A 15,814-nucleotide genomic window follows, 5' to 3' on the forward strand; every position below is an offset into this window, starting at 1 on the left:
TGATCGCGGCCATGGGCCGCTCCTACAGGTCCAGATGTCATTGTAGGAGCGGCCCATGGCCGCGATGAGCGAAATATCGGACTCCTGGAGCGCCCGCATCGGCGGACCGCCATGGCCGCGATGAGCCCATAAGCCAACGCTAAACCAGACCGCCCCCTCTCCCTCTGGGAGAGGGCTGGGGTGAGGGAGGCCAGACACCGCCAGTCCTGCCCGTTGGGCTTCGCTGTGCTCAGCGCCAACCTACGATGCCAGCTCTTCCACCCTGATATCCGTCAACCCATGCACCTCCGCCTGCCGCAGGATGGCCTCGGCGGGTGCATCGGCAGGCGGCAGGGCCAGGCTGTTCTCGGCGTCGGCGCGCAGGTGTTCCAGCACGGCGAGGGCCGCTTCATGGGGCGCGAGCGTCGCCTGCGGACGGTCGAGATCGAGCTGGCGGGGTTCGCCGTCCTTGCGGTAGTGGACGCGAAAGTGGGGCATGGCGGCGGCCTCCAGGTAGGTCTCTAGACAGACCCACCCGGACGCGCCGCCGTTCCGACCTACTTGAGGATCACCAGCTTGCCCTTGAGGGCGACACCGGCCATGAGCGCGCCGGCGTGGCATTCGTAGCGGCTGGGATCGCTCCACTCGTTCTTCTTGTAGTAGCTGGTGATGTCGGTGACGGCATTGGCACCGGCGGCCTTGGCCGCTTCCTGCAGGCGGATCAGCGCCGATTGCAGCACCCAGCGGCAGGCGACCTCGTCGGTCTTGTTGAAGGCGTTGGTCTTCTGGTTGGTGGTGATGCTGGAATTGACCACCGTGGCCTTGCCCGGCACCGGGTTGCCGGCCAGGTAGAACTTCACGCTGCCGTCCAGGCGCTTGGCGGCCAGGGCTTCCTGGACCACCTCGGCGAAGGGCAGGTGCAGGGTGGTGTCGCGGGCCTGGGCGATGCTGGGCAGCAGGGTGGTCAGGCTCAGGGTCAGTGCGAGGGTGGCGGCTAGGGTACGCATGGTGACTTCCTTGTGGTGGGGGATGACTGTTTAACCCAGAACGCTCGCCCCGTCAGCCTGGGGACCGGCATTCTGCGATATCGCGCAGGCTGCGGAGCGCTACTCCGCGTCGGCAGCGGGGGCCGGCAGCTGCAGTTGTCGACGGATGTCGGCGTCGAGCAGCTGGACCCACTTGTTGTAGTTACGATGGATGCGCTCGCCGTCGTAGTCGAGGCCGGCACTGTCGCGGTAGCGGATCTGGTAGCCCTTGGTACTGTAGGGGATGTCGACCCAGGCCTGGTGGCGATCGCGCACCACGATGCTGGCGACCACCAGGCCGGGGCTCTCCTGGCCGACGCTCCAGCCACGGCGTTCGAGGGTGTCGACGATGGCGCGCCGGACATCGGCGGCGTTCTCCACCCGATCGGCGGGGAAGACCTCCTGGGGCGTCACCAGGGGCGCGCGGGTGCAGGCCGCCAGGAACAGCAGCGCGGAGACGATCAGCAGGCGACGCAACATGGGAATACCTCGGGAAATGGCCATCAGGACCAGCGGCGGAAGATCAGCGAGGTGTTCACCCCGCCAAAGGCGAAATTGTTGTTCATCACATGATCGGTACGCAGGGTCCGCGGTCCGTCACGCAGATAGTCCAGCTCGCCACACTGGGGGTCCAGGTCGTCGAGGTTGAGCGTCGGCACGAAACGCTCTTCGTTCATCATGGCGATGCTGAACCAGGACTCCAGGGCGCCACAGGCCCCGAGGGTATGGCCCAGGTAGCTCTTCTGCGAGCTGATGGGCATGCCGGAGCCGAACAGCGCCTGGGTGGCCCGGGTCTCGGCGATGTCGCCCTGTTCGGTGGCCGTGCCGTGGCCGTTGACGTAGCCGATGGCCTCCGGCGCCAGCCCGGCGTCTTCCAGGGCCAGCTCCATGGCGCGCTGCATGGTGGCCTGTTCCGGGCGGGTGGAGTGCTGGCCGTCGGCGTTGCTGCCGAAGCCGACGATCTCGGCGTGGATGTGCGCGCCGCGCGCCAGGGCGTGTTCCAGCTCTTCCAGCACCAGGATGCCGGCGCCTTCGCCGATCACCAGGCCGTCGCGTCCCTGGTCGTAGGGACGCGGCGAGGTGTGGGGCGCATCGTTGCGCAGGCTGGTGGCATAGAGGGTGTCGAAGACCATGGCCTCGCTGGGACAGAGTTCTTCGGCGCCGCCGGCCAGCATCAGCGGCAGGCGGCCGAACTTGATGGCTTCGTAGGCGTAGCCGATGCCCTGGCTGCCGCTGGTGCAGGCGCTGGAGGTGGGAATCAGCCGGCCCTTGAGACCAAAGAACAGGCTCAGGTTGGCGGCGGCGGTGTGCGGCATCATGCGCACATAGGTGTTGGCGTTGAGCCCCACGGCTGCGTCGCTGAGCAGCATGTTGGCCAGCGCCTTGATGTCGTCGGTGCTGCCTGTGGAGGAACCGCAGGCCACGCCCATGCGGCCATCGGCGATGCTGGGATCGTTCAGCAGTCCGGCATCGGCCAGGGCACGCTCGGCGGCGGCCACCGCCAGCTGGGAGACGCGGCCCATGCTGCGTAACTGCTTGCGCGTCCAGTGGCTGGGCACCTGGAAGTCGACGATGGGCCCGCCCAGGCGGGTGTTCATCTCGGTATAGCGATCCCAGGCGTCCATGCGGCGGATGCCGCTGTGGCCGGCCAGGAAGTGGTCGCGGATGGTCGGCCAGTCACTGCCCAGGGCGGTGACGCCGGCCATCCCGGTGATCACGACGCGGCGCGCACTCATTAGCACAGCCCTCCGTTGACCGCCAGCACCTGGCGGGTGATGTAGCCGGCCTCGGGCGCGAGCAGGAAGGCCACCGCATGGGCCACCTCCTCGGGGGTGCCCATGCGTCCGGCCGGGATCATTTCGAGAATCTTGTCCACCGGCACGTGCTCGTCGAGGATTTCGGTGTCGATCAGCCCTGGGGCCACGCAGTTGACGGTGATCTTGCGCTTGGCCAACTCCACCGCCAGGGCCTTGGCGGCGCCGATCAGCCCCGCCTTGGAGGCGCTGTAGTTGACCTGGCCGCGATTGCCGATCAGCCCGGAGACCGAAGTGATGCAGACGATGCGCCCCGGCGCGCGGCGACGGATCATCGGCATGACCACCGGGTGCAGGACATTGTAGAAGCCGTCGAGATTGGTGCGCAGGACCACGTCCCAGTCCTCGCCAGTCAGCGCCGGAAAGGCGCCGTCGCGGGTCAGACCAGCATTGCAGACCACACCATAGTAGCCGCCGTGGGCTTCGGTATCGGCCTCGAGGATGGCCGCGCAGGCGGCGCGGTCGCCGACGTCGAATTGCAGCACCCGGGCCGTGCGGCCCAGGGCCTCGACCTCGGTGCGGACGGCCTCGGCTTCTTCGCGCCGGCTGCGGCAGTGCAGCACCAGGTCGTGCCCGGCGGCGGCCAGGCGCAGGGCGATGGCGCGGCCCAGGCCGCGGCTGGAACCGGTCACCAGGACCGGAGCGGGGGCGACGCTCATGGCGCGGGCTCCTGTAGATACAGATCCGCCCGGGGCGGACGATAGACGTTCAGGCGGGCGCTGGCCTGGCAGCCAGGACCCTGCAGATGGCAGTCGAAGATGGCCATGCCATCGTCGTTCTGCAGTGCCGACTGGGCCTGGATGCGCAACTCACCGCCGGCGGGAAAGGCCGCCACGTCGCAGGCGAACTGGCGGGTGCCGAGCAGGAAACCCAGGGCCGGGGCCTCGCCGCGGCGGCGCGCCTGGCAGCCGGCGAAGGCCGCCACGCTCTGGGCCATCAGCTCCACGCCGATCCAGGCCGGCAGGGCGCCATCGGCGTCGGTGAAGAGGCCGGGCCTCACCACCAGGCGGGTCTCGATGCCCTGGTCGTCGCAGGCGAGGATCTCCTCGATCAGCAGCATGTCGCCGGCGTGGGGCACCAGCTCGGCGAGGGGCCAGGGGATCATGGCGTGGCTCCGAGGATGAGGCTGACGTTGCTGCCGCCAAAGGCGAAGCTGTTGCTCATGGCATGGCGGCGGCCATCCAGGCGGCTGTCGGCGTGGGCCAGCGCCAGGCGTGGCAGGGCCGGATCGGCCTGGCCGTCCCAGCGCTGCGGTGGCAGCTGGCCGGCCGGGTTGAGCTGCGGGTCCAGGGTCAGCCAGGCGAAGGCGGCTTCCAGGGCGCCGGCGGCGCCGAGGGTATGGCCGGTCAACGGCTTGGTCGAGGAGCAGGGCACCCCGGCCGGGAATACCTCATGGGTGGCGTGGCTTTCCATGGCGTCGTTGTGTGGCGTGGCGGTGCCGTGCAGGTTGAGATAGCCGATGTCGCCCGGCTGCAGACCGCTGGCGCGCAGCGCTGCCTGCATGGCCTGGACGGCGCCGCGGCCGCTGGGGTCGGGGGCGGAGATATGGTGGGCATCGGAGCTGGCGCCGCCGCCGAGCAGGGCAATGGGACCGGGCTCGCGGGTCAGCAGGAACAGCGCCGCCCCCTCGCCGATGTTGATGCCGCAACGATTGACCGAGAAGGGATTGCACGGCGACTCGCTGACCGCTTCCAGGGCGGCGAAGCCGTTCAGGGTCAGGCCGCAGAGGCTGTCGACGCCGCCGCAGAGCACGGCATCGCAATGGCCCTGGACCAGCAGCCGACGGGCGCTGAGCAGGGCGCGGGCGCTACTGGTGCAGGCGGTGGAGAGACCATAGCAGGGGCCGCTCAGGCCCAGGTAGCGGGCGAGGAAATCCGCCGGCGCCACCAGTTCCTGCTGGGCGTACTGATAGCCCTCGGGCAGCTGGCCGCTGCGCTGGTGCACGGCGATGCCCTGGCTGGCCTCGTGAATGCCGGAGGTGCTGGTGCCCAGCACCACGCCGATGCGCGCGGGGCCATGGTGCTCGATGGCCTGGCGCACCTGGGGCTCGATCTCGGCCAGGGCCGCCAGCAGGAGCTGGTTGTTGCGACTGAAATAGGGCGTCCAGGCCGCTGGCCAGGCCGGCAGCGGGGCGGTGACGGTGCCCACCGGTGGCTGGCGTTCGGGAATCCAGCCCGGGGTGGGCTGCATGCCCGCCGTGTCGCCGGCGAACAGACCACGTGCCACCTTGGCCTTGCCCTGGCCCAGGGCGCAGAGCAGCCCCAGCGCATTCAGGTAGGCGCTCAAGGCGCGGACTCCGGCAGCAGGGTCAGGCGATAGCGCGACCCGTCCGGCGCCTGAAGCTCCAGGCGGTCGGCAGCGGGATAGCGCACCTGCCAGTCCTTGAGGCTGCGGCTGCCGTCGCCGGCCTGTTGCCAGTCGCCCGCGGCATAGGCCTGCGGCAGTTGGTCGGCCGGGGTCAGGGCGAACAGCAGCACGCTGAAGAAGGTGCGCGCCCGGGGATTGGGCGGCAGCAGGCCGTCGGCGTGCCAGGCGCCGTCGAGCAGCCGCTGGCGCGCCTGGGGCACGCCCAGGGGATCGAACAGGGAAAAGCGCAGGGCCTGACCTTCCGGCTGGATGGCCAGCAGCAGGGCGTCGCTGCCCTCGACGGTCTGGCGCTCCACCTGGTAGACGAGGGCGCGCGCCAGCGGCGGCGGATTGCTGGGCAGCGGCGGCTGGCTGGCGCAGGCGGCGAGCAGCAGCAGGCAGGCCAGCGCGAAGACGAACGGACGGGGCAGGGTCATGCAGGATGGGCCGAATTCAGCTGACAGAGCTCGACGAGCAGGCGCAGGCGCCGCTTGGGCTCCTTGACGAAGGGGTTGCGAAGGTCCCAGGCGTAGCCGGCGAGAATGGCGCAGATCATGCGGCGGATCTCGGGGTCGGCGTTCTCGAAATAGATGACGTCCTGGAAGCTGCCATCGTACCAGCCCTCCACATAGGCACGGAACGTATCGACGCCCGCCTTGAGCGGTCGGGCGAATTCGCCCTCCCAGTCCACCACCTCGCCACGCAGCTGGCGATCCACCAGCGGCGCAGCCAGGCTGGCCGAGCGCAGGGCGATGGTGACGCCCGAGGAAAACACCGGATCGAGGAATTCGGCGGCGTTGCCCAGCAGGGCGAAGCTGGGGCCGTGCAGGCGCTTGACGTTGGCCGCATAGCCGCCCAGCTCGCGCACCGGGGTATCCCAGACCGCATTGTGTAGCACCCGGGCCAGGCTCGGGGTCTCGGCGACCCAGTCGCGCAGACAGGTGGCGAGATCGGGGGCGTGTCCGGCATAGCGCTCGGCGGCGGCCACCACCCCGAGCGAGGTGCGGCCGTCGCTGAAGGGGATGGTCCAGAACCAGACGTCGCGCAGGGTCGGATGGGTGGTGATGAGGATGCGTTCGCGGTCGAAGCCGGGATCGTCGATGCGATCCTCGACATGGGTGAAGAGGGCGCGACGCACCGGGAAGTCCGACGGGGCCTCCAGGTCCAGCAGGCGTGGCAGCACCCGCCCGTAGCCACTGGCATCGAGCAGGAAGTCGGTGGTCAGCGCATAGGCCTGGCCGTCGTCGCCCAGCACCTCGATCCGGGTTCTTTCACCGCCTTCGCCCAGGGTCACGGCGGTCACCCGCTGGCCGTAGCGGATCGCCACGCCCTGGCGCGCGGCGTCGTCGGCGAGGATCTTGTCGAAGGGGCCGCGCTGGACCTGGAAGGTGCTGCGCCCGCCGCTGTAGGTGTCGCGGAAGTCGAAGTCGGTGTAGCGCTCGCCCCAGGCGAAGGCCGCGCCGACCTTGGTCTGAAAACCAGCGGCCTCGACCGCGGGCAGCATCCCGGCTTCCTCGACAAAATCCAGGCTGTGGGAGAGCAGGCTCTCGCCGATGGAAAAGCGCGGGAAGTGCTGGGCTTCCAGCACCAGTACCGGATGGCCGCGACGCTTGAGCAGGGCGGCGACCACGGCGCCGGCCGGGCCGGCACCGATGACGACCAGGGGATGATGTTCAACCATGACGAAGGTCCTTTTCGTGGGAGACGGGGGGCGAGGCCCAGGGTGCCAGCAGGAAGCTGAACACTAGGCCCAGGCTGATGGCCAGGCCGAAGTTGGCGATGGCCGGGGTGCTGCTGAGCATCAGCAGACCGAACGACAGCCAGCTGCCGACGCCGGACAGCAGGCCGCCGAGCAGACTGACCGCCGCGCCGCCGATGGCCTCGTGCATGAGGATGGCGTAGTCCACGCCGATGGCGGTGATGAGCAGCAGGGCGAAGAGGCTGAACAGGGTCAGCGGCTGACCCAGCCACCCTAGGCAGGCCAGGGCCGCGAGGGCCGCCAGGAGCGGCAGGCAGACGATACGCAGTGCCGCGCGGCGACCGAAGGCCCAGAGCAGCAGCAGGAAGATGGCCGCCGAGGCCAGCAACTTGAGCTCCACCGCCAGGCGCTGGGTATGGAGGAACAAGCCGCGCAATTCGCCCAGGCGATCCACCAGCTGCACACCGGGCAAACCCTCGGCCACCCTTTGCAGGACCTGGGCGTTGCCCAGCCCTTGCAGGCTGACCAGCCCGGCCGCGCTGCCGTCGGCCGTCTGGCCCAGCCAGAGCGGTCGCCAGGGTTCGCCCAGTGGGCCGGCCAGGGCCTGGTCGAGACTCAGGTCGGGTAGCTGATGCAGTTGCTTGAGTTCGGCGTCCAGCGCCTCGGCCGGTATGCCTACCGCCAGCAGGGGTTGCAGGCGCTCACCCCAACCGGCCAGGGCCTGGCGCAGTTCGGCCTGGGCCGCGGCGGGGGCGACCAGGCCGCTGAGGGCGCGATAGCCCTGCAGCTGGCCCTGACTGACCAGGCTATCCAGGCGCTGACCCAGGGCGGCCTGGCGGCGCAGCACCTCATCGGCATCCGCCCCGCGCACCAGGAAGAACTGGCTGGTGGGTTGCAGCCCAGTAAGGCGGGCGATGGCCTGGGCTTCGCGGGTCAGGGCCGGGTCCTGGCCAAGCCAGAGACGCAGGTCGTTCTGCGGGTGCAGTTGCCAGACGCCCGCGCCGCAAAAGGCCAGCAGCGCCAGGAGCAGCGGCAGGCTGCCGGTGCGCGCCAGCAGGCGCAGTCGCAGGTCGAGCAGGCGCTGCATCAGCCGCAGGGGCGCGGCGGGCGGTGCCAGGTCCAGGCGTTGCCACCAGGCCGGCAAGAGGCAGACGGTGGTGAGGTAGGCGCCGATCAGGCCAGCGGCGGAGAACGCCGCCACCTGGGTCAGCGCCGGAAAGGGCGTGCAGGCCAGCGCCAGGTAGCCCAGCAGATTGGTCGCCAGACTCAGGGACAATCCCGGCAGCGTCTCGCGCAGGATGGCCGTGGCATCCCAGGGGCCGCCCTTCCAGCTCTTACTGAGATAGTGCAGCGGATAGTCGGCGGCCACCCCGGTCAGGCTGGCGCCGAGGATCAGGGTGAGGGCGTTGATCTGGCCGAACAGCAGCACGCAGGCGGCGCTGCCGGCCAGGAGGGCCACGCCTACCGCCAGCAGGCTGAGCAGCACCCGCCAGCGGCGGAACAGCCCCAGCAGCAGGGCCAGGGTGCCAAGGGTGGCCAATCCGCCGATCAGCGACATCTCGCGGCTGGCGGTGGCCTGGCCGGCGGCGGCGTATCTAAGGCCGCTGGCGGCGAGCAGTTGGCCGCCATCCGCGACCACCTCACGGCGGGCGGCCTCGATCAGGGCTTCTACCCGTGGCGGGGCATCGAAGTCGAAGGCATCGGCGCGGGTACGGGCGCGGATCAGGGCCCAGGTCAGGCCGTCGCCCTGGGTCAGCAGCAGGCCGCTGCCGGCGTCGAACTGCACCTTGCTGGCCGGGGTGAGCTGGCGCTGCACCAGCAGGCCGAGGCCGAACCAGTCCTGCTCCAGGGGCAGGGCGCCGGCGCCGGCGAAGGGATCGAAGAGCGCCGCGGCACGGGCCTGCAGATAGCTGTCGGGCGTCTTGAGCAACTCGTCGCGCGCCGGCCCCGGTGTCAGCGCCAGGCGACTGGCCAGGAGTTGCTGGCGCAGGCCGGGCAGATCCGGCGTCAGCTGCCATTGCACCTTTTCGAACAGCGGCTCATGGGACCAGGCCTGACCCAGGCGCTCGGCCAGGGCGGCCACCCGCTCGCGCTGGGGATGACCCACCAGCAGGAGCACCTCGCGATTGAGCGGCTCGGCCATGCGCGCCTCGGCCTGCTGGGTAAGGGCATCGCCGGCGCCCTGGGGCAGGAGCGCCAGCAGATCGGCGGCCACCGGCGGACCCTGCCGCCACTGCCAGGCGCTGAGCGCCAGCAGGGCGAGCAGGAACAGCAGGAAGGGGCGCTGCAGCCGGGTCACTGGAAGACCGCGCGCTGCTCGGCGCTCAGGGTGTCGCCAGGCTGGCCGTCCAGCCTGAGCAGGCTGCGGTCGCCCTGGGTCTCGCGGATCTCCACCTGTTCGACCAGGGCGCCGCCCTGGATGAGGATGCCGTCGAACACCTGCTTGAGCAGCGCGCCGCGCGGGGTCAGGCGCAGCTGCCAGTGATTGGCGTCGCCCGTCAGGGCCAGCTCGAAGTCGCGTTCCAGGCCGCTACGATCGCCGCCGAGCACGGCCAGGAACAGGGCGCTCTGGCGCGCGGCTAGGTCGCTGCCGGGCAAGGGCGTCCAGCCCGTCGGCGTCTGCTTGGCGATGGCGCCAGGCGTAATGCGATAGGTCTGCGCCAGGGGCTTTTCCAGCCGCCAGAGCAGGCCCAGGCCGCGGGCCAGGGTGAAGTGGCCGCTGCTGGTGAGCGGTTGCGGCAGGGCGCGCAGATAGCGCTGCTGGACGAAGTTGCCCGCGACCGCCGCGGGGCTCGCCAGCTGGGCGGCCAGGTCGTCGAGATCGAAGGCCTGGGCCAGGGGCGCGGCCAGGATGAATAGCAGAGCGATCAGCGTACGCATGCCAGGGCCCTCTCCACGGCGTCGATGAAGACCTTGGGCGAGGCCAGCTGCATCTCGCGGCTGGCCAGGTCCACGGCGACCTGCACGGTGCTGGCGCGGGTCAGGCGCTCGCCGGTGTCGGCATCGCTGATCAGGTAGTTGAGCTTGAGGCGGTTCTCCCACTCCACCAGATCGGCCTTTACCCGCACGCGCTGCTGAAACAGCAGGGGGCGGATGTAGCGGATCTGCAGGTCGATCACCGGCCAGCCATAGCCGGAGTCGCGCATCTGCAGGTAGTTATGGTCGAGGCGGTCGAGCAGCGCGCAACGCGCCACCTCCAGGTACTTCACATAATGGCCGTGCCAGGCGATTTCCATCATGTCGACGTCGAAGAAGGGGATCTGCATCTCCACCTCGACCTGCAGGGCACCGGTCTTACGCATAGAGCCTCCAGTGGCGGGCGCGAATCAGGGTCAGGGTCTGGCGCAATTCGGCTTCCAGGGCACGGTCTTCGATCAGCGGCGGGAAGGTCTCGCCCAGCGCGCGGTGCATGGCGGCCAGGGGCGCGGGCGGTTGCCCGCCCTGCTCGCACCTGAGCCAGACGCCCTGCTGGGCGGCCAGCAGGGTGGCGGCGGCCACCTGCTCGGTGAGCTCCAGCACGCGCAGGGCATCGCGGGCGGCGATGGTGCCCATGCTGACCTTGTCCTGGTTGTGGCATTCGGTGGAACGGGAGAAGACGCTGGCCGGCAGGGTGCCCTTGAGCGCCTCGGCGGTCCAGGCGCTGGCGCCGATCTGCACCGCCTTGAAACCGTGGTTGAGCATGGCCCGCGCGGCCGGCGCGCCGGAGAGATTGCCCGGCAGGCCATGGTTGTAGCGCGCATCCACCAAGAGGGCGAGCTGGCGGTCGAGCAGGTCGGCGACGTTGGCCACCAGGGTCTTGAGACTGTCCATGGCGCAGGCGATATGGCCGCCATAGAAGTGGCCGCCGTGCAGCACCCGCTCGTCTTCGGCGTCGATCAGCGGATTGTCGTTGGCGCTGTTGAGTTCGGTCTCGATGAACTGGCGCAGCCAGGGCAGGCTGTCGGCCAGCACCCCCAGCACATGGGGCGCGCAGCGCAGCGAATATCTGTCCTGCAGGCGGTGCAGGGGCGCGGCCGGACCCTCTGCAGCCAGATCCGCGCGCAGCCAGGCGGCCACCTGGCCCTGGCCCGGATGGGGCTTGGCGGCGAACAGGCGCTGGTCGAAGTGCTCGGGGTTGCCGGCCAGGGCCACCACATTGAGCGCGGTGATGCGGGTTGCCAGGCGCAGCAGGTACTCGGCGCGGGCGAAGGCCAGGCAGGCCAGGCCGGTCATCACCGCGGTGCCGTTCATCAGCGCCAGGGCTTCCTTGGGTCTGAGCACCAGCGGCGTCCAGCCCAGCTCGGCATGGACGTCCGCCGCTTCCCGTATCTCCTGGCGCCAGAGCACCTGGCGCTCGCCGCAGAGAGCGGCAGCGACATAGGACAGCGGGGTGAGATCGCCGCTGGCGCCCACCGAACCCTCTTCGGGGATCAGCGGCAGGATGTCTTCGCGCAGGAAGGCGGTGAGGCGTTCGAGCAACTCGACGCGCACCCCGGAGACGCCCTGGCACAGCGACTGCAGCCGCGCCGCCAGTACCGCACGGGTCGCCGCCGGGTCCAGATGGCGCCCCAGGCCGCAGCCGTGGAAGGTATAGAGCTGACGCGGCAGCGCCTCGACCTGGGCCAGGGGCACGGCGACCACGCAGGAATCGCCATAGCCGGTGGTGATGCCGTAGACCGAACCCTCGCGGGCCAGCAGCGACTCGACGAAGCGGGCGCCGCGGGCGATGCCGTCGCGAAAGGCGGCGTCGTCCTGCAATTCGGCCTGGGCCCGGCCCTCGGCCAGGGCGACCAGGTCTTCGATGGCGAGGGCCTGGCTACCAAAGCGAACACTAGCGTTCATCGCGACTCCAGAAGGGGTAGAAGTTGAACCACTGCCGCGGCGCCTTGAGGCAATGGGCGGCAAGGCGCTCGGCATAGGCCTGGGCCAGACCCTGGATGCCAGCGGCGCGCTCCTGGCGACGCCAGGCCGGGGCCGGGGCGAAGTCTTCCAGGTAGAGGTGGTAGCCGTCGGCTTCGCGCAGGCAGAACAGCAGGTTGGTCGGGCAGCGCAGCAGGTGCGCCAGCAGCCAGGGGCCCTGGGGGAAGGGCGCCGGGGCGCCGAGGAAGTCCACCTCGACGGTCCGGCCGCCATGCAGCGGCACCCGGTCGCCGGCGATGGCCAGCCATTCGCCGCGCTCCAGGCGCTCGCTGAGCTGCAGCATCACCGCCGGGTCCAGCTCGCTGACCTGGATCAGCCGCAGATCGCTGGCGCCGGCCTCTTCCAGCAGGCGATTGAAGGCTTCGGCGTGGCGGGTGTGCACCAGCACATTGAGGCGCACCCGCCGCCCCAGCTGGGCCAGCGCGCGACAGACTTCGAGGTTGCCCAGGTGGGCGGTGACCAGGATCTCGCCGCGCGGGGCGTGCATGCGGCTGTGCACCTGATCCGGATCGTGCAGTTGCACCTGATCCAGGCCGAGGCGGCCGTTCCAGGCGTCGAGCTTGTCCAGCAGGGCTTCGGCGAAGGCCATGAACTGGGCATAGCCGCTGCGCCAGCTGGGCTGCAGATCAGGACGATTGCTCCAGCGGGCCAGGCGCTGCTGGTAGTCGCGAATGCCCCGGCGGGCGCGGGCGCCGAACAGGAAGAAGTACAGCACGATCAGCCGCAGCAACGGAGCGATGGCGCGGCGGCCCAGGTGCCGCGCCAGCCAGGCGGTAAGCCGCATCAGCACAGGACTGCCACGCTCGCGCTGCTGCGCCCAGTGGCCGCTCACGCGCGCACCCGGCGCCAGAGCAGGCGCGGCGCGCGCAGCAGCATGCCGAAGAACAGCCGGGTGTGCATGCGCGAGATCAGCACGTTGTCCTGCCAGAGGCGAAAGTGCGAACGGCCATCCAGCGGATAGTGCACCCGGGTCGGCCGCCAGCGCATGGGCTGCTCGCGCCAGGCCAGGCGTACCAGGATCTCCGGGTCGAAATCCATGCGCTTGCCCAGGCCACCGGCGCGGATCACCGCCAGGGTCGGCGCCAGCGGATAGACGCGAAAGCCGCACATGCTGTCGCGGATCGCCAGGGACAGGCTGTTGATCCACACCCAGACATGGGTGAGGTAGCGGGCATAGAGCCGGCCCCTGGGCACCGAGTCGTCGAATTGCGGATAGCCGCAGATCAGCGCCTCGGGATAGGCCTGGGCCTCGGCGAGAAAGGCGGCCACGTCGGCCAGGTCGTGCTGGCCGTCGGCATCCACCTGCAGGGCATGAGTGAAGCCCAGGCGCTGCGCCTCGGCGAGTCCGGCCATCACCGCGCCGCCCTTGCCCTGGTTGACCGGCAGGCGCAGCAGATGGACGTCGGCTTGGGTCGCCAGCTCGTCCATCACCTGGGCGCAGGCGGGGCTGGAGGCATCGTCCACCAGCACGCAGGGCAGGGCGCGCTGGCGCAGCGCCTGGACCACCAGCGGCAGGGCGTGCTCATGGTCGAACACCGGGATCACCGCGCAGGCCCGAAAGCTCATGGCTGCGCCTCCTTGAGCAGGATGCGCCCGGAAGAGCAGGCCGCGGTGCCCTGGCGAAAGGCGAAGTGCAGCTTGCTGCGGGTGGCGTCGAAGTGGAAGGTCAGGGTCACCCGGTCGCCGGGGCGCAGCAGCTGCTGGAATTTCAGCACCTCCATGCCGGCGAATTCCCCTGGCAGATCCAGGTGCTGACGGGCCAGGCGCTGGGCCCAGCCGACCTGCACCACCCCGGGCACCACCGGCGCCGTGGGGAAGTGGCCGGAAAAGAACGCCAGGTCCGGGGCTACTTCCAGCTCCAGGCACCAGCCGTCTGCCGTCCGCTCGACGTCGAGCGGTTCGATCTCCACTGGCCGTGGCTGGGCCAGCAGGCGTTCTACTTCGGCCTGGGCCAGCTTGCCCTGGGCGCTGTAGGGCAGTGCCAGCAGCAGGCGCCAGCGGCGCGGCAGGGCGATGGCCTCGCAATGGCCGACCAGGTGTTCGCGCAACTCGGCCACCAGGGCGCGGCGACCGCCATTGCGCAACTGATGCAGGCCGCTTTCGCTCAGGGCGACCAGGGCGCCGAGCAGGGCGCGACCCTGCTGTACCACGCCCAGGCGGACATCGGCGACGGCGGGATGGTCGAGCAGGCGCGCCTCCAACGCCGGCAGAGCGATGCGCTTCTCTTCCAGTTTGATGATGCGATCCAAACGCCCGAGCAGTTCGAAGCGACCGTCACCCAGCAGGCGGACGCCGTCCATGGTCTGCTCGCGCACGCCCTGGGGCAGATAGGGGGAGGTCAGCCAGAGGGCGCCGTCAGCGTCCTGGCCCAGCTCCAGGTCGGCGAAGGCCTGCCAGGGCTGCGGGCCCTGGCGCCAGGCGATGCCGCCGGTCTCGGAGCTGCCATAGACCTCGGTAGGGTACTGGCCGAAGCGCGCCTGGCAGGCCGTGGCCGCCGCCTCCGGCAGCACGCCGCCGGAGGAAAACACCCGCACCACCTGACCGAGGATGGCGTCATCGAGGTTCTCGCCCAGGCGCTTGAGCAAGGCCGGACTGCTGATCCACACCGCCCGGCGACCCGCGCGTAGCAGGGCGGCGGTCTCCCGCTGCAGCTCCTCGGTGAAGGGCAGCGCCTGGCGGGCGAAGGGGCGACCGCTGCAGAGCGGCCAGAGCACGCGGAACAGCAGGCCATAGATGTGTTGGGTGGAGACACTGCCGAGGATGGTCGCCTCGCCCAGGGACTCGCCCCAGAGGCGCTCCAGGGCAGCGACCTCGTTGGCCAGCTGGAACAGCTGCTTGGCGATCAGTTTGGGCTCGCCACTGGAGCCCGAGGTGCTCAGGGTCAGCAGCGGTGCCTGGAGGTCGAGCGCGGCGGGCGCCAGGGGCTCGGCGGCCGTCCAGCCGGCAAGATCGTCGAGCCAGGCATCGAGCGTAGGCATCAGCCGAGCACGGGTGGCGGGTTGGGCATCGGCCGGCAGGACGACCTCGATGCCGGCGCGCCAGGCGCCGAGCAGGGCGCAGGCCAGGTCCTCGGCGTCGTCCAGGTGCAGCGCCAGGCGCCTGAGGCCACCAGCCTGGAAGGCCGCCGCTAGGCTCAGGGCGCGCTGCTTGAGGGCCGCATCCAGCGGGCTCGCGGCGCCCAGCAGGTCGGCGAGAGGGGTGAACGTCATGACAGCCTCCGCACGCGCTGGCGGACCAGCCATTCACCGGCGAACAGCAGGCCCATCAGGCCATAGGCGATCACCCCGGTATAGAGCGTCCACCAGGCCAGGGGCGCCCAGAGCGCCAGGGCAGCGGCGGTGAGCGCATTGAACAGAAAGAACAGGCACCAGGCCTGGGTCACTCTGCGGGTGTAGCGCACCGCCCGTGCTGGCAGCTCGGGTTCGCTCAGCCGCGCCAGGCGCTCGATCAGCGGCTGGCCGCGCAGCAGGCTCAGGCCGAACACCGCCAGCAGGAAGAGGCTGAGCAGCACCGGATACCAGCGCAAGAGCACGGCGGCGTCGCTCAGGGCCAGCAGCAGGCAGAAGCCCAGGGCGACCAGGGCGGTGCCGCGCTGCAGGCCGTTGAGGCCGGGTTGCAGCAGGCGCAGGCCCCAGAGGGCGCCGAGGCCGGCGGCGAACAGACGCGGCGAGAGGTGCTGCAGGCCGAAGTAGACGGCGAAGGGATAGGCCAGGCCGAGCAGGAGCAGCAGGGCACTGGCGACCAGGCCCAGGGGGGAGCGGGAAGGCAGGACACTCATAAGCGGCGGATCAGGCGTCCGCCTGGCTGATGCGATAAACAGCCTCGACCACATCACCTACGGTACGCACCTGGCGGAATTGCTCGGCGGCGATCTTGTGCCCGGTCTGGCGGCGCAGGTGGTCGATCAGGTCGACGGCGTCGATGCTGTCGATCTCCAGGTCCTCGTAGAGGTTGGCTTCCAGGGTCACCCGCTCGGGCTCCAGTTCGAAGAGTTCGACCAGGGCGCTGCGCAGGGTCTCGAAGATGGCTTCACGGCTTTGCATGGCGATCTC

At 70.1% G+C, this 15,814-nt stretch carries 18 protein-coding genes; all 18 read right to left on the reverse strand.

Going from position 1 to position 15,814, the window contains the following annotated elements:
• Positions 1 to 240 precede the first annotated feature (240 nt).
• A complete protein-coding gene (locus LRS53_RS10385) occupies positions 241 to 477 on the reverse strand; it encodes a hypothetical protein (RefSeq protein ID WP_231355815.1) in 237 nt (78 codons plus the stop codon).
• A gap of 59 nt (positions 478 to 536) precedes the next feature.
• The gene (locus LRS53_RS10390) at positions 537 to 986 is read right to left on the reverse strand and encodes a hypothetical protein (RefSeq protein WP_017642739.1); all 450 of its coding nucleotides are present in this window, start codon (positions 984 to 986) and stop codon (positions 537 to 539) included.
• Positions 987 to 1,085: 99 nt separating this feature from the next.
• Entirely contained in the window at positions 1,086 to 1,484 is a 399-nt protein-coding gene (locus LRS53_RS10395) for a hypothetical protein (RefSeq protein ID WP_231355816.1), read from the reverse strand.
• Positions 1,485 to 1,507: 23 nt separating this feature from the next.
• Entirely contained in the window at positions 1,508 to 2,740 is a 1,233-nt protein-coding gene (locus LRS53_RS10400; protein WP_231355817.1) for a beta-ketoacyl-ACP synthase, read from the reverse strand.
• Entirely contained in the window at positions 2,740 to 3,477 is a 738-nt protein-coding gene (gene fabG / locus LRS53_RS10405; RefSeq protein WP_064308899.1) for a 3-oxoacyl-ACP reductase FabG, read from the reverse strand. Before fabG ends, LRS53_RS10400 begins: the two co-directional genes overlap by 1 nt.
• Positions 3,474 to 3,923, reverse strand: a complete 450-nt coding sequence (locus LRS53_RS10410) for a hotdog family protein (RefSeq protein ID WP_231355818.1) — start codon at positions 3,921 to 3,923, stop codon at positions 3,474 to 3,476. Before LRS53_RS10410 ends, fabG begins: the two co-directional genes overlap by 4 nt.
• The gene (locus LRS53_RS10415; protein ID WP_231355819.1) at positions 3,920 to 5,104 is read right to left on the reverse strand and encodes a beta-ketoacyl-[acyl-carrier-protein] synthase family protein; all 1,185 of its coding nucleotides are present in this window, start codon (positions 5,102 to 5,104) and stop codon (positions 3,920 to 3,922) included. Before LRS53_RS10415 ends, LRS53_RS10410 begins: the two co-directional genes overlap by 4 nt.
• Positions 5,101 to 5,601, reverse strand: a complete 501-nt coding sequence (locus tag LRS53_RS10420) for a hypothetical protein (protein ID WP_231355820.1) — start codon at positions 5,599 to 5,601, stop codon at positions 5,101 to 5,103. The genes LRS53_RS10415 and LRS53_RS10420 overlap by 4 nt, the downstream gene beginning before the upstream one ends.
• Entirely contained in the window at positions 5,598 to 6,845 is a 1,248-nt protein-coding gene (locus LRS53_RS10425) for an NAD(P)/FAD-dependent oxidoreductase (protein WP_231355821.1), read from the reverse strand. The genes LRS53_RS10420 and LRS53_RS10425 overlap by 4 nt, the downstream gene beginning before the upstream one ends.
• Positions 6,838 to 9,162 (reverse strand): MMPL family transporter, encoded by a 2,325-nt coding sequence (locus LRS53_RS10430; RefSeq protein ID WP_231355822.1) that lies wholly within the window; start codon positions 9,160 to 9,162, stop codon positions 6,838 to 6,840. The genes LRS53_RS10425 and LRS53_RS10430 overlap by 8 nt, the downstream gene beginning before the upstream one ends.
• The gene (locus LRS53_RS10435) at positions 9,159 to 9,743 is read right to left on the reverse strand and encodes an outer membrane lipoprotein carrier protein LolA (RefSeq protein ID WP_231355823.1); all 585 of its coding nucleotides are present in this window, start codon (positions 9,741 to 9,743) and stop codon (positions 9,159 to 9,161) included. The genes LRS53_RS10430 and LRS53_RS10435 overlap by 4 nt, the downstream gene beginning before the upstream one ends.
• Entirely contained in the window at positions 9,731 to 10,165 is a 435-nt protein-coding gene (locus tag LRS53_RS10440; protein WP_231355824.1) for an acyl-CoA thioesterase, read from the reverse strand. The genes LRS53_RS10435 and LRS53_RS10440 overlap by 13 nt, the downstream gene beginning before the upstream one ends.
• The gene (locus LRS53_RS10445) at positions 10,158 to 11,684 is read right to left on the reverse strand and encodes an HAL/PAL/TAL family ammonia-lyase (RefSeq protein WP_231355825.1); all 1,527 of its coding nucleotides are present in this window, start codon (positions 11,682 to 11,684) and stop codon (positions 10,158 to 10,160) included. The genes LRS53_RS10440 and LRS53_RS10445 overlap by 8 nt, the downstream gene beginning before the upstream one ends.
• Positions 11,674 to 12,594, reverse strand: coding sequence for an LpxL/LpxP family acyltransferase (locus LRS53_RS10450; RefSeq protein WP_017642727.1), 921 nt, complete (start codon positions 12,592 to 12,594; stop codon positions 11,674 to 11,676). Before LRS53_RS10450 ends, LRS53_RS10445 begins: the two co-directional genes overlap by 11 nt.
• Positions 12,591 to 13,328 carry a glycosyltransferase family 2 protein gene (locus LRS53_RS10455; RefSeq protein ID WP_231355826.1) on the reverse strand — a complete coding sequence of 246 codons (738 nt, stop codon included), beginning with the start codon at positions 13,326 to 13,328 and terminating at the stop codon, positions 12,591 to 12,593. Before LRS53_RS10455 ends, LRS53_RS10450 begins: the two co-directional genes overlap by 4 nt.
• Complete coding sequence (locus LRS53_RS10460) at positions 13,325 to 14,971, reverse strand: AMP-binding protein (protein WP_231355827.1); 1,647 nt, start codon at positions 14,969 to 14,971, stop codon at positions 13,325 to 13,327. Before LRS53_RS10460 ends, LRS53_RS10455 begins: the two co-directional genes overlap by 4 nt.
• The gene (locus LRS53_RS10465; RefSeq protein ID WP_231355828.1) at positions 14,968 to 15,540 is read right to left on the reverse strand and encodes a hypothetical protein; all 573 of its coding nucleotides are present in this window, start codon (positions 15,538 to 15,540) and stop codon (positions 14,968 to 14,970) included. The genes LRS53_RS10460 and LRS53_RS10465 overlap by 4 nt, the downstream gene beginning before the upstream one ends.
• A gap of 10 nt (positions 15,541 to 15,550) precedes the next feature.
• Positions 15,551 to 15,805 carry an acyl carrier protein gene (locus tag LRS53_RS10470; RefSeq protein ID WP_017642723.1) on the reverse strand — a complete coding sequence of 85 codons (255 nt, stop codon included), beginning with the start codon at positions 15,803 to 15,805 and terminating at the stop codon, positions 15,551 to 15,553.
• Between the last annotated feature and the right edge of the window lie 9 nt (positions 15,806 to 15,814).

This window comes from Pseudomonas sp. PLB05 (genome assembly GCF_021106615.1).
GTDB classification, from domain to species: domain Bacteria; phylum Pseudomonadota; class Gammaproteobacteria; order Pseudomonadales; family Pseudomonadaceae; genus Chryseomonas; species Chryseomonas benzopyrenica.